Consider the following 13,734-nt stretch of genomic DNA (forward strand, 5'->3'; position numbering starts at 1 on the left):
AGGCTGTTTATGAGCCAGATACGATGGATGGGAGTGGATTTGGGCGAGGCCCGGGTTGGTCTTGCCCTGTCCGATCCGGAGCTGACGCTGGCCCACCCTGCTGGAAATATTGAAGTTAGCGGAGATTATTTCCAAGCGTTCAACCAAGTTATTGAATGTTGTGAGCAGGAAAGCGTGACCCGTATTGTTGTGGGCTATCCTTTGCTACTTAGCGGCGAAGAAGGACACAGTGCTAAGAAAGCGAAACGCTGGTCCAAATCATTGACCAGACAGCTGAAGGAGTTGGCAAGTAAAGGGCAGCTCATGCTAGTTGAGGTACCAGAAGTGGAACTTAAAGACGAACGGCTGACGACGGTGAGCGCGCACCGACAGTTGATAGAAGCAGGTTTGGGCAATAGGCAGCACCGGCCCAAGGTAGATCAGCAATCCGCTGTAGTATTATTACAGGCGGCTCTGGACGAATTCGCGCAGACACGAAGGAGCAATATTGCCTGACGATATGCATGATTTCTTTGCCAGCGATGAGCACTGGGCCAGCGCCGATGATTTGATTCCTGCAACAGCCCCTCCGCCTCCGCCTCTTTCAAGACGGCAGAAGAGACAAGCTCTTGCAGAGGCTCGCGAGCGTGCCAAACGACGGAGAATAATCGGTCTCGTTATAGCTGTCATAGCTTGCGTTTCAGTGGTGGTATGCGCTGTAATAGGGGTGAACTTTATTCGTAACGCTTCCAATCGCTTTGAACCTACAAAAACCATTGCTGCCGATTGGCCTGGTCCAGGTAGCGGTTCGGTTGAATTCTCCATCGAGACCGGACAAGGTGCAGACCTTATCGCGCGCAATCTGGTCAAAGCCGGAGTCGTAAAGTCTTCTGAAGCATTCTTGCAGGCCTTGAGCAACGAGGGAGCCACCGGTAGAATTCAACCTGGAGTGTTCCAGCTTAAGTCTCAGATGAAATCTTCGGACGTTGTAACGATTTTGACTGATCCCAAGCAAGCGGGTGGCTTCTTGGAAGTGAGAGCAGGCGACCGCGCTCGTGATGTGATTGCTCGGGCCGCTCGAATTTCGGGTCTACAACAAGCAGACTTCGACGCGATAGTCAATGCAAAGGGCAACGGTATTCTACCTCCCGAAGCAGCAGGCAGCTTTGAAGGTTGGCTGGAACCCGGAACTTACAATGTTAAAGAAATGAAATCGGCTCAACAAGTGTTGCGGACGATTGTGGACAAGCGTATCGCCAAACTCGACGCTCTGGGATTACCTCAGGGAGCTCAGCGTGAAGATTTGCTGAACATCGCCTCTATAGCTGAGGCGGAAGTCAACAAGTCCGATTATTACGGCAAAGTAGTCCGTGTGATTGACAACCGAGTCCAGCAGGGTATGACTTTGGGCATGGACAGCACTGTGGCCTACAGCAATAATGTGTCAGCTCTCAAATTAACCAACGACATGCTCAATGATTCCAGTGACCCCTACAATACGCGGGTGCATAAGGGGTTGCCTCCAACTCCGATAGGGAATGCCGGCGACCGTGCTCTCCAAGCTGCACTCAAACCTGAAGCAGGTAATTGGCTTTACTTCGTAACCGTCAATATGGATACGGGAGAGACAAAGTTTACCTCTAGCTCGCAGGAATTCAATAGCTATGTACAGGAGTACAAGGCTTGGGAATCCCAGCACAACGCTGGCTGATACAGCAGCAAGTACTTACATGCTGAGAAGGAAACTTGCTAGGGTGGTCGCTAACCCTGCCGTTACAATCACGGTAACAAACGGCAGGGGTTTGCGCTTAATTGACTGCTTCGTAAGTTGTGTAGATAGAGGCCAATGGTAATAAAATACCATTGCAACTATCCCCAATAGACCCATGAAGAGCCAGAAAAGAATGGCCGCAGGCCAGCCCAGTATTCCTATGCTCAGGCTGGCTAAAGCGGTTGCGCCCACATCTCCAAGACCAAGAGCACCGGGTCGTATGAGAGCGAGGGCTGCTTGAATGATTGCACACACTGATCCAATACTGACCGCAAGCACGATGGACCATAGATCTTGCTGTCTGACCGCACAGTATGCCAGTATGGTTAGTAACTGCACGATGACACCGAGCAGGGTCCAGGCGCGCGGAATGCGTCTGGTACGCACGTCGGAATAGGCGAGCAAGGCCACGACCGCCAGGCCGGGCAAAGGAACAAGGTAGACCACCTTCTAAGATATACATCAAGAAGCTGGTAAATACCAAAGGAGAGCTCATGTTGCGTTGGCAGACGGCTGGAGAGTCCCACGGCGAGGCCCTAGTAGCCATGATTGAGGGGCTGCCTGCTGGAATCAGCATTTGCAGTCACGATATTGCTGACGCTTTGGCTCGGCGCCGCTTAGGCTACGGTCGTGGCGCTCGTATGAATTTTGAAGAAGACCGGGTACATCTGCTAGCTGGGGTTCGTCACGGGCTAACCTTGGGTTCCCCGGTAGCTATTGAAATAGAAAATACCGAATGGCCCAAATGGGAGCAGGTCATGAGTGCAGACCCTCTGCCACAAGGTATGGAGCTATCAGCGCAGGGGCGCAATGCTCCACTGAGTAGGCCTAGGCCGGGGCATGCTGATTTGAGTGGCATGCGCAAATATGCTTTCGATGACGCGCGTCCGGTTTTGGAACGTTCGAGCGCTCGTGAAACGGCTTCCCGTGTGGCTTTAGGTACCGTAGCTGCTCATTTCTTAGAGCAGACGCTTGGTATTCGTACCGCTTCCCACGTGCTTTCTATTGGTGGAGCGGGTATCGACCGAGATGACACCAGTTATGAACTTCCTCGGCCGGAGGACCGCGAAGCCTTAGATGCATCGCCGGTGCGCACACTCGACCCTTCGGCACAAGATCAGATGATAGCCCGTATAGACCAAGCTAAGGCCGATGCTGACACGCTGGGTGGTGTTTTTGAGGTGGTGGCTTATGGCGTTCCAGCAGGTTTGGGTACACACGTCGAAGCAGACCGTCGTTTGGACGCAGCTTTGGCTTCAGCTTTTATTGGCATTCAAGCCATTAAAGGTGTGGAAATCGGTGAGGGCTTTGCTGAAGCGGAACGACCCGGTTCTCAGGCACAAGACGAAATCGTCAAAGGCGTAGACGGTCGTTTGACCCGCGAGAGCAATCGTGCTGGCGGTATTGAGGGCGGTATGTCAGATGGGCAGGTCATTCGAGTCAGGGCGGCCATGAAGCCTATCTCGTCAATTCCCAAGGCTTTGCGCACCGTCGACGTGAAGACGGGGGAGGCTGCTACCGCTATTAATCAGCGTTCTGACACTACTGCGGTGCCGGCTGCTGCGGTCATTGGTGAAGCCATGATGAATTTGGTATTGGCCCAGTTTGCTCTTGAAAAGTTTGGCGGCGATTCTGTACAAGAAGTTCGGCGCAACGCTCAGGCTTATTTAGCTTCCTGGCCGGAGGGACTGCGATGAGTCATTCTCAAGCAATGCCGCGTGCTGTTGTAATCGGCATGCCCGGTGCTGGGAAAACCCGGGTGGGTAAGATGGCTGCTTCCCTCTTGCACTTACCTTTCAAAGATGCTGACCAGCTTGTTGAAGTGCAAGTTGGGCAAACCATATCTGAGCTCATTGAGACACGGGGTGAGCGGGTTTTCCGCCAAATTGAGCGTGACGTAGTCTGTGATGAGATCCACCAGTTCGAGGGTGGTATTTTTGCTTTAGGTGGGGGTTCACCCATGACCCCCGATATTTACGATGCCTTGATGGAATATCGCCGTTTGGGCGGTACCGTAGTTTTTTTGGATGCTGACCCTGAAGAAGCTAGCACTCGAGCTGCCCACGGCTCTAAGCGCCCACTTTTGGCGAACGATGCTAAAAATCGTTGGATGGAACTCTACCGAGAGCGTCAACCGGTCTATCAAGGCTTGGCTACGGTTTCTATTCCCTCGCATGGTACTACGCCTAAAGTGATGGCTCAGCGTTTGACCGATGCTCTTTACGAGCGTGTGGTGCATGTCAGTGGTACTGAACCCTATGATGTGCGTATTGGCCCGGGGGTGAGTTCAAAGCTGCGCATCTTGCTTGGTGAGGATACATCTCGTGTGGCTTTGATACACACGAGGCCGGTGCAACGCCATGCCGACCATGTGCGAGCACTCTTGCGTCAGTCTGGTTATCAGGTGAGTGATATTGCTATACCGGATGCTGAAGCCGGTAAAAAAGTGGACGTAGCCAATGGTGTGTGGACTCGACTGGCGGAGGATGGTTTTACCCGTTCCGATGCTGTTGTGGGTCTTGGTGGGGGAGCGGTCACCGATTTGGCTGGCTTCGTGGCAGCGACTTGGATGCGGGGTATTCGCTATGTGAACTGCCCGACTTCCTTGCTCGCTATGGTCGATGCATCCGCTGGCGGCAAAACTGGTATCAATATTCCTCAGGGCAAGAATTTAGTCGGTTCATTCTATACGCCTCTCGGTGTTTTGGCAGATTTGCGCGTTCTAAACACTTTACCAACTGACATTTTTGTCGAAGGTCTGGGAGAAGTTGCCAAGTGTGGTTTCATTACTGATCCGCACATTTTGCAGATTTTGGAAGACCACGCGCAGGAGTTGCGCTCCTTCGATGGTTCGGAACCTGAGCAGTGGATTGAAGAAGTAGCAGCAGAGCTGATTGAGCGGTCTATCAGTGTGAAATCGCGTTATGTGTCGGTTGATTTGAAAGAGTCAGGTCCGCGCGAGTTTCTCAACTATGGGCACACATTAGGCCATGCTATCGAACAGATTGAGCACTTTACCTGGCGGCACGGTCAGGCGGTATCTGTTGGTATGGTCTTTGCTGCCGAGCTGTCTTCTATTGTAGGTCATATCAATCAAGATTTAGTGGATTACCATCGTGAGCTCTTGACTTCCTTGGGCTTGAGAACCTCTTGGTCGGGTGGCTCTTGGCAGCAGGTGCTCGACCTGATGCATAAAGACAAAAAGGCGCGAGGTAACCAGCTCAGATTCATTATTCTAGACGACATCGGCCATCCGGTGCACTTGAATAATCCGCCATTAGACGCTGTCCGTGAAGCGTTCGAGCGTATCCGTAGCTAAGGCTCTAGCCGCGGTATAGCGGCTGTATTGAAGAGGAGAGCATGATGAACGAGGGCAGTCACTATAGTCAATCGCAGAAGCCAACGAAGGTTGTGGTGGTCAATGGTCCCAACCTTGGGCGCTTAGGCGTGCGTGAGCCGGACGTGTATGGTCACCAGGATTTGGCAACCCTTCGGCTGGACTGTCAAGACTGGGGGCGTGAGCTTGGCTTGCAGGTAGAAGTACGCCAGAGCGATGACGAGGGCGAGGTCATCTCGTGGATGCATGAAGCCGTGGATCAGGGCACGCCAATTGTGATGAATCCGGCGGCTTTTACTCATTACAGCTACGGTCTGGCTGATGCCGCAGCCCAGGTCACTAGTGCAGGATTGCCTTTACTTGAGGTTCATATCTCCAATCCTGCCTCACGCGAAGCTTTCCGGCGGCATAGCGTTATTTCTCCAGTTGCTACTGGAACCATTACCGGCATGGGTTTCTACGGCTACAAGCTAGCTCTTGAATCGGTGGCCCACACCTTGCGAGAGAGTGCAGACTAACTATGTCTTTGCAGCGGTCTAGGAATCAAGATTCTGAGCAATCTTCTAATGTTCCTCAAGTCATCGAAGTCCTCGGTGCGCGAGTACACAATCTGAAGAATGTCGACGTACGAGTACCGCTCAACCAGTTGGTGGGTATAGCTGGGGTTTCAGGCTCCGGCAAGTCGTCATTGGCTCTAGGTGTCTTGTACGCGGAGGGCTCGCGCCGCTATTTAGATGCACTCTCAACCTACACGCGCCGCAGAATGACACAGGCGCAGAAACCCCAGGTAGACGCTGTCCGTTTCGTTCCGCCAGCGCTGGCCTTGCGTCAACGGCCGGGAGTTGGTGGGATGCGCTCAACCTTTGGCACTTCAACTGAGCTGTTGAACGTTTTACGACTCATGTTTTCGCGGCTGGCTTCCCATCGCTGCCCCAATGGGCATTATGTGCCACCCACGATGAAGGTCGCTGCTGAAATTCCTTTTGACTGCCCGGTCTGCGGAGCGCAGGTCAAGCCGCCCTCGGCTGAAGAGCTGGCATTTAATTCTTTGGGAGCATGCCCAACCTGCCAAGGAACAGGCACCATCCGCGAAGTCAATGATGCCAGCCTAGTTCCAGACGAGAATCTGAGCATTGACCAAGGGGCAGTTGTGCCTTGGCGCACTTTTGGTTTTAACGTGCAGCCAGGTATAGTCCGTGAATTCGGTGTGCGTACAGATGTGCCTTGGAAAGACTTGAGCGATTGGGAACGAGATATTGTTTTCAATGGCCCTGAGGAAAAGAAGCATATCACTATCACCTCAGTCAAGGGTGTCCACGAGCTCGATTTTACCTTCCGCAATGCGCGTTTGACCGTCACAAAAGAGCTGGAACGAGCTAGCGACGACAAACGACTGGCCAAAGTCTCTAAATTCTTAATTGAGCGTACCTGCCCAGATTGCATGGGCAGCAGGCTCAATCCAGCAGCGCGAGCCCCGCACATCCAGGATCACAATTTATCCGAAGTTACTGCTTGGACCTTGCAAGACATTACGACTTGGGCACTCACTGTAGTGCCTGACTTACCTCAAGACATGCAAGCGATGGCCCAAAGTCTGGTGGAAACGCTCGAAGATATGGGAGAGCGCTTGCTTCAACTCGGTTTGGGGTATTTGACTTTGGACCGTTCTTTGGCTTCACTTTCGACCGGCGAGCGCCAGCGTGCCCAGCTGTCGAGGGCGGTGCGCAACGAGACTACTGGTGTCTTGTATGTGCTCGACGAGCCTTCAACTGGTTTGCACCCTGCGAATATTGAGGGACTTATAGGGGTCATGCGCGACTTGCTGGCTTCAGGTAATTCGGTAGTGTTTGTAGACCATGACGTTACAGTGCTGAAAGCTGCTGATTACTTTATTGAGATGGGTCCGGCCGCTGGCCGTTTAGGCGGTCAAGTTATAGCTCAAGGCAGGCCTGAGCAGATTGCACATAATTCAGATTCTCGTATAGCTGGTTTCTTGTCAGCCACAGAACCGGTCTTGGTTCGTAAGCGCCTGCTCTTACCTTCCGAGCGCACTCGTGGTGGCGGTGCGACAAATCAGTGGTTGCGCATGACAACTGATTCACTCCACACAGTTCATCCTTTGAATGTTTCGATTCCTCGTGGTCGAATGACTGCTGTGACTGGGGTTTCTGGCTCTGGCAAGACGACTATGGTCTTAGAATCCCTGCTGCCGGCTCTTGAAGCCCAGAGCGAGCATGTGCCTCTGCCTGCGCATGTCAAGCAGTTTGATCCTGCTGGCATTACTCGTGTGCGCTTGGTAGATTCTTCTCCAATCGGTATCAATGTGCGCTCAACGATTGCCACTTACACTGCGATTATGAACCAGCTGCGTCGGCTTTTTGCTGCGACCCCTACTGCCAAGCGTTTAGGGTTCAACGTGTCGGCTTTCTCTTACAATACAGGTTCCTTGCGCTGTCCTCAGTGCGATGGTACGGGCCAAATCAGCTTGGATGTGCAGTTTTTGCCTGACGTGACCATCACTTGCCCGGTATGCCAAGGCTCTCGCTATAAGGATGAGGCTCGACAGGTGACGATTACAACTGAGCATCATCCAAAGCCTATAAGCCTGCCTGACATGCTAGATATGGATGTTGCTCAGGCCAAGGAGGTATGTGAAGGTCTGCAATCGTCTTTGGGCAAGCGCATTTTCCACTCACTCGAGACCTTGTGCGACTTGGGACTTGGATACCTGAAGCTAGGGGAGGACACGCCTTCGCTCTCGGGCGGGGAAGCCCAGCGGCTCAAGCTCTCCAACGAGCTGGGTAAAGAGCAGTCGCATTCTCTCTTCATCTTGGACGAGCCCACTACTGGGCTGCATCCTCTCGACGTGCGTACTCTCATCGCTGTTTTGCAGCGCTTACTAGATGGCGGGGCTACTGTCGTTTTCATTGAGCACGACTTGGACATGATTGCCAACGCGGATTACGTGATTGACATGGGCCCCGGCGGAGGCCAAGATGGCGGCAGTATCGTTGCCACCGGCACTCCAGAAGAAATTGCCGGCAACTTGGGCAGTCTTACGGGCAGGTATTTGGCTCAACATTTGGGCGTGTCATAAGCTTTTTGAGCTGTAAGAACAGCTCTCAGCTTTTTGCTTTCTATCATTGAGCGAACGAGCCCAAAAGGTCTACAAGAGCTGATAGGCTGAAGTTCCATGGTTAAACAACATGGAAATTCTCAAGAGCACGTTACCAAGCACATTTTCGTCACCGGTGGCGTTGTCTCATCTCTCGGTAAAGGCTTAACCGCTTCCTCCCTCGGCAGGCTCTTACGCAGCCGTGGCATTCGAGTACTTCAGCAGAAGCTTGACCCTTATATTAACGTCGATCCCGGCACTATGAACCCCTTCCAGCACGGCGAAGTTTACGTGACTGAAGATGGGGCTGAAACCGATTTAGATATCGGTCACTATGAGCGTTTCCTTGACATCTTCCTGACGCAAAAAGCCAATGTGACTACTGGCCAAATTTACCAGTCGGTCTTGCGTAAGGAGCGCGCTGGCGAGTACCTAGGCCAGTGTGTGCAGGTCATTCCCCACATCACTAATGAGATTAAGAGCCGCATGCGTGCTCAAGCTGGCGACGATGTGGACGTCATCATTACCGAAATTGGCGGTACGGTCGGAGATATCGAATCTCAGCCCTTCATGGAAGCTGCCCGCGAAGTCCGCCGAGATATTGGTGCCGACAATTGCATGTTCGTTCACGTCTCGTTGGTGCCCTACATTGCGGCGGCTCACGAGCTCAAAACCAAGCCAACTCAGCATTCGGTCATGGCTCTTCGTCAGTTGGGTATTGCGCCAGATGCGCTCGTCTTGCGCTCCGACCGCCCCCTGACTGATTCCGTCAAAGACAAGATTTCTTTGATGTGCGATGTCGATGCCGAGGGTGTTGTCAACTGTGTAGATGCGCCTTCGATTTACGACGTACCCAAGATTTTGCACGACGAAGGTTTGGACGCGTACGTGGTTCGCGAGCTCGGTCTGCCCTTCCACGACGTCGATTGGGCTGAGTGGGATGATCTGCTGGAACGCGTGCACCACCCCAAGCGCGAGGTCAATGTTGCCATTATCGGCAAGTATATCGATCTGCCTGACGCATACCTGTCTGTATCTGAGGCCATCAAGGCCGGAGGCTTCGCTAATTGGGCCAAGGTCAATGTTAAGTGGGTCACTGCTGATGATTGCGAAACCATGTCTGGTGCAGAGCAAGCCTTACGAGATATCGACGGTATCGTGGTGCCCGGCGGTTTTGGATCGCGAGGAGTCGACGGCAAGATAGGTGCTCTGCGCTATGCCCGTGAGCACCAGTTACCAGCCTTGGGCATCTGCTTGGGCATGCAATCTATGGTCATTGAATACTCTCGTGATGCTCTTGGCTTGGAAGATGCCAATTCGTCTGAGTTTGAGCCAGGCTGCGCCAACCCCGTAGTAGCAACTATGGAAGAGCAAAAGTCCATTGTGGATGGCGACGGCGATATGGGGCACACTATGCGGTTGGGTGCTTACCCGGCTGTTTTGCGAGATGATTCTCTTGTAGCCCAGCTTTACGGTTCCACTGAGATAAGCGAACGTCACCGTCACCGTTATGAAGTGAATGTAGCTTACAAGCAGCGCTTGAATGAGGCTGGACTCAAGATTTCGGGTACCAGCCCAGATGGTGAGCTGACCGAGTTTGTTGAGATTGCTCAAGGTACTCACCCCTTCTATGTTGGTACGCAGGGGCATCCAGAGTTCAAGTCTCGCCCAACCAAGCCGCATCCGCTGTTCGCAGGTTTGGTTAAGGCTAGCTTGGATCATGAAGCTGCCCGACACTAAATGAATGCGTCTGAGCTCCTTTCATAAGAGTTCATGTCAACGTCCGTTGCTTGCAGAAGGTGCATGGCAGCGGGCGTTTGCTTATGCCAAGCTGCTCATGAGAATAACAAACTCGCAAAGGTAAGTTATTTCACAGTCCCTCGCGCTAGCGGTTTGTACGGTAGACCAGTATTCTTGGAGTATCAGCTCGGTTGCTCTTGTAGTAGCCAAAGAGTGTTAGGAGGTCCGCAGGCGTGAGTACTAGCTCGAAGCAGACGGATACGACGCGAGATGTCGAAATGAGTCAGTACGTAGCTGACCGCTCTCGTGTCAACGAAGACAAAATCAAACAAGACGATGAGATTCTTTCTCAGTTTGGTGACTACAACTACGGTTGGCATGATTCCGACGCTGCCGGTGAAGCTGCGAAGAAGGGCATAGACGAGAATGTTGTGCGCGCCATTTCAGCAGATAAACACGAGCCGGAGTGGATGCTAGAGCGCCGCCTGCAAGGATACAAGGCATTCGTCGATGCGCCCATGCCCAAGTGGGGTGTGGATTTAAGCGGTTTCGATGCGCAAGATTTTAAGTATTACGTCAAACCGCTCGATAAACAGGCCCAGTCTTGGGAAGATTTGCCCGAAGACATCAAGAGCACCTATGACCGTTTAGGCATTCCTGAAGCTGAGAAGAAGCGCTTGGTCTCGGGTGTGGCCGCTCAATACGAATCTGAGGTGATTTACAACTCTATTCGTGAGGATCTTCAAGAACAGGGTGTCATTTTTATGGACACCGACACTGCCTTGCAGAAGCATCCTGAGCTATTCAAGAAGTATTTCGGCACCGTCATTCCCGCAGATGACAACAAGTTTGCGGCTTTGAACACGGCTGCTTGGTCTGGCGGTTCGTTCGTGTATGTACCCAAGGGCGTGCATGTTGACATACCACTTCAGGCCTACTTCCGCATTAATACGCCCAATATGGGCCAGTTTGAGCGCACCTTGATTATCGCTGACGAGGGCTCATACGTGCATTACGTAGAGGGCTGCACCGCGCCTATCTACTCGACTGATTCGCTGCATGCCGCAATCGTGGAAATTATTGTTGAGCCTCATGCTCGCGTGCGCTATACCACCGTGCAGAATTGGTCGAACAACGTCTACAATCTAGTAACCCAGCGTGCTTACGTGCGTGAGGGCGGCACGATGGAATGGGTCGACGGCAACATCGGTTCTAAGGCCACTATGAAGTATCCTGCTTGCATTTTGGCTGAGCCCTATGCCAAGGGCGAGACTATGTCTTTGGGCTTTGCCGGACAAGGACAGTATCAAGATACGGGCGCTAAGATGATTCACTTGGCCCCGCACACTTCTTCAACTATCGTTTCTAAGTCCATCTCTCGTAATCTGGGTCGTGCTGCATACCGCGGTTTGGTCAAGATTGTTAAGGGCGCTGAGCACTCCTCTTCGTCGGTAGTGTGCGATGCGCTCTTGGTCGATGATTATTCTCGTTCTGATACGTATCCTCACGTGGATGTGCGCGAAGACGATGTGACCATGTCTCACGAGGCTACGGTCTCGAAGATTTCCGAAGATCAGCTCTTCTACCTGATGAGCCGCGGTTTGAGTGAGGAAGAAGCCCGGGGCATGATTGTTCGCGGTTTTGTCGAGCCCATCTCTCGCGAACTGCCGATGGAATATGCTCTTGAGCTTAACCGTCTAGTCGAGCTGCAAATGGAAGGATCGGTTGGCTGATATGAGCACAACAGCAGAAATTCAAATGCCTCAGGACGATAGCGCTGATCCTTACGCAGCACCAGCGCGTATGCCTTCGAGTGCGGATCGCTCTATTCGCTCCTTCAACCCCGATGATTACGCCATTCCAACGCGCAAGCAGGAAGACTGGCGCTTTACACCGGTAGAGCGTTTAGAGGAGTTCTACCAAGTCTTTGAGCCTTCTGGTAAGACTAGCTGCACGGTGACCATGATAGACGGCAGCACGGTCGATTCTAGCCAAGTTTCACTCAGCACTGTTGAAATGGGGCAGGAGCCTTCTGGAACGGTGCAAAAGCCCAACGATAAGGTCTCGGCAGTAGAGTGGGCCAGCAATAAGCAGTCGCAGGTTATCAAGCTTTCTGGTGAGATTGACCAGCCGGTATTGGTCAAGATTGTGGGCGGCGGTCCTCAGCTAGACTCTCTTCACTTGATGATAGAAACCGAAGCGCGTACTCACGCCGATATCGTGGTAGAACACGAAGGCGATGCTCTCTTAGCTGAAGGTGTTGAAATTCGCACCGGAGCTGATTCGCATATTTCCACGACCTTCATCCAAGAGTGGGAACCAACCGCTAAGGAAGTTGCTAACCAGCGTATTCACGTGGGCGCTGGTGCAACCTTGCGCCATTCAGTGGTGACCTTGGGCGGCGATGTGGTTCGTATTCGCATGGACCAAGAGTTCGGCGGGGAAGCTGGCGAGCTCAACATGCTCGGCATTTACTTCGTAGATCCGGGTAAGCACATGGAGCATCGCACTATGGTGGTCCACAACCATCCCAACTGTAAGTCTCGCGTAGTCTACAAGGGCGCACTTGATGGAGTGAAAGCTCATTCGACTTGGGTGGGCAATGCGCTCATTCAGCCCACGGCGCCGGGCACTGATTCCTATGAGCTGAACCGTAACTTGGTGCTGACCCCGGGCGCTGTTGCTGATTCCGAACCAAACTTGGAGATTGAAAACGGCGACATTGTCGGTGCTGGTCATGCTAGTTCGGTGGGGCGTTTTGAAGAAGAAGAACTCTTCTATCTGCAATCCCGAGGAATCTCAGAGCAGGATGCTCGCAAGCTGGTAGTTCGGGGCTTCTTTGGCGAGTTGGTCGAAGAAATCGGCGTGCCCAGCGTGGCAGGCCATTTGATGGATGTGATTGACCGCAGGCTCTCCAAAGGCGAGAGCGAAGATATGAAGCACGTTTTGGAGGGTAAGTAAGATGTCAACACTCGAAATTAAGGACCTGCACGTCTCCGTTGAGACCAAGGAAGGTCGCAAGCAAATTCTTAAAGGCGCTAATCTGACCATGAAGTCGGGCCAGACTCACGCTATTATGGGGCCTAACGGTTCGGGTAAGTCTACCTTGGCTTACACGCTGGCAGGTCATCCTAAGTACATTGTCGATTCCGGCCAAGCCTTGCTCGATGGGGAAGACTTGCTCAAGATGACGGCAGATGAGCGTGCTAAGGCCGGTCTCTTTTTAGCCATGCAATATCCGGTAGAGGTTTCCGGTGTCTCTATGACGAACTTCCTACGCACTGCTAAGACCGAGATTGACGGTCAGGCTCCTCCTATCCGTACCTGGACTAAGGATCTGAACGAGGCTATGAAGCGCCTCAAGATGGATCCTAAGTTTGCTCAGCGTTCGGTCAACGAGGGGTTCTCGGGCGGCGAGAAGAAGCGGGCCGAAGTGCTTCAGCTTGAGATTTTGAAGCCCAAGTTTGCTATTTTGGACGAAACTGATTCTGGCCTCGACGTGGACGCTCTGCGCATCGTGTCAGAGGGAGTTAACCGCGCCAAAGACAATACTGACTTGGGCATTATGATGGTGACGCATTACACGAGGATTTTGAAGTACATCAAGCCCGACATTGTCCACGTCTTTGCGGAAGGGCGGTTTGTAAAGACTGGCGGCCCTGAATTGGCTGACGAGTTGGAAGAAAGCGGCTACGACCAGTACTTGCCGGAGGGTTCTGATTCCGAATCTGCACTGGCTTAATGAGTGTTGGATAGTATTCGTAGTTGACGCATACAACTAGAGGGTGGCAG

11 protein-coding genes are annotated in these 13,734 nt (G+C 52.6%); 10 read left to right on the forward strand and 1 reads right to left on the reverse strand.

All coding sequences use genetic code 11. The features are described from left to right. The first annotated feature begins 18 nt into the window (after nucleotides 1-18). Both ruvX and mltG read left to right on the forward strand, forming a co-directional pair. Nucleotides 19-495, forward strand: coding sequence for a Holliday junction resolvase RuvX (gene ruvX, locus R8377_RS03420; RefSeq protein WP_317643683.1), 477 nt, complete (start codon nucleotides 19-21; stop codon nucleotides 493-495). Then, on the forward strand, nucleotides 488-1,690 hold the full coding sequence (gene mltG / locus R8377_RS03425; protein WP_317643576.1) for an endolytic transglycosylase MltG: 1,203 nt from the start codon (nucleotides 488-490) through the stop codon (nucleotides 1,688-1,690). Before ruvX ends, mltG begins: the two co-directional genes overlap by 8 nt. Nucleotides 1,691-1,705: 15 nt before the next feature. Here the strand turns inward: mltG and R8377_RS03430 are convergent, their stop codons facing one another. Beyond that, a complete protein-coding gene (locus tag R8377_RS03430; RefSeq protein ID WP_317643577.1) occupies nucleotides 1,706-2,197 on the reverse strand; it encodes a prepilin peptidase in 492 nt (163 codons plus the stop codon). 47 nt (nucleotides 2,198-2,244) lie between these two features. Between R8377_RS03430 and aroC the strand changes: the two genes are divergently transcribed. From aroC to sufC, 8 genes are all read left to right on the forward strand, one after another. Further along, nucleotides 2,245-3,447 (forward strand): chorismate synthase, encoded by a 1,203-nt coding sequence (gene aroC, locus R8377_RS03435; RefSeq protein ID WP_317643578.1) that lies wholly within the window; start codon nucleotides 2,245-2,247, stop codon nucleotides 3,445-3,447. After that, the gene (locus R8377_RS03440; protein ID WP_317643579.1) at nucleotides 3,444-5,069 is read left to right on the forward strand and encodes a bifunctional shikimate kinase/3-dehydroquinate synthase; all 1,626 of its coding nucleotides are present in this window, start codon (nucleotides 3,444-3,446) and stop codon (nucleotides 5,067-5,069) included. The genes aroC and R8377_RS03440 overlap by 4 nt, the downstream gene beginning before the upstream one ends. A gap of 44 nt (nucleotides 5,070-5,113) precedes the next feature. Then, nucleotides 5,114-5,605 carry a type II 3-dehydroquinate dehydratase gene (aroQ, locus tag R8377_RS03445; protein WP_317643684.1) on the forward strand — a complete coding sequence of 164 codons (492 nt, stop codon included), beginning with the start codon at nucleotides 5,114-5,116 and terminating at the stop codon, nucleotides 5,603-5,605. Nucleotides 5,606-5,607: 2 nt separating this feature from the next. After that, a complete protein-coding gene (locus tag R8377_RS03450) occupies nucleotides 5,608-8,184 on the forward strand; it encodes an excinuclease ABC subunit UvrA (RefSeq protein WP_317643580.1) in 2,577 nt (858 codons plus the stop codon). Nucleotides 8,185-8,280: 96 nt separating this feature from the next. After that, nucleotides 8,281-9,942, forward strand: coding sequence for a CTP synthase (pyrG, locus tag R8377_RS03455; RefSeq protein WP_317643583.1), 1,662 nt, complete (start codon nucleotides 8,281-8,283; stop codon nucleotides 9,940-9,942). A gap of 278 nt (nucleotides 9,943-10,220) precedes the next feature. Beyond that, nucleotides 10,221-11,675: a Fe-S cluster assembly protein SufB gene (sufB, locus tag R8377_RS03460; protein ID WP_317643685.1), complete on the forward strand. Its 1,455-nt coding sequence runs from the start codon at nucleotides 10,221-10,223 to the stop codon at nucleotides 11,673-11,675. A gap of 1 nt (nucleotide 11,676) precedes the next feature. Next, a complete protein-coding gene (sufD, locus tag R8377_RS03465) occupies nucleotides 11,677-12,903 on the forward strand; it encodes a Fe-S cluster assembly protein SufD (RefSeq protein ID WP_317643585.1) in 1,227 nt (408 codons plus the stop codon). Between the two features lies 1 nt (nucleotide 12,904). Further along, nucleotides 12,905-13,684 (forward strand): Fe-S cluster assembly ATPase SufC, encoded by a 780-nt coding sequence (sufC, locus tag R8377_RS03470; protein WP_317643586.1) that lies wholly within the window; start codon nucleotides 12,905-12,907, stop codon nucleotides 13,682-13,684. The last annotated feature ends 50 nt before the right edge of the window (nucleotides 13,685-13,734 follow it).

Source organism: Bombiscardovia apis, assembly GCF_033095945.1.
GTDB lineage: Bacteria > Actinomycetota > Actinomycetes > Actinomycetales > Bifidobacteriaceae > Bombiscardovia > Bombiscardovia apis.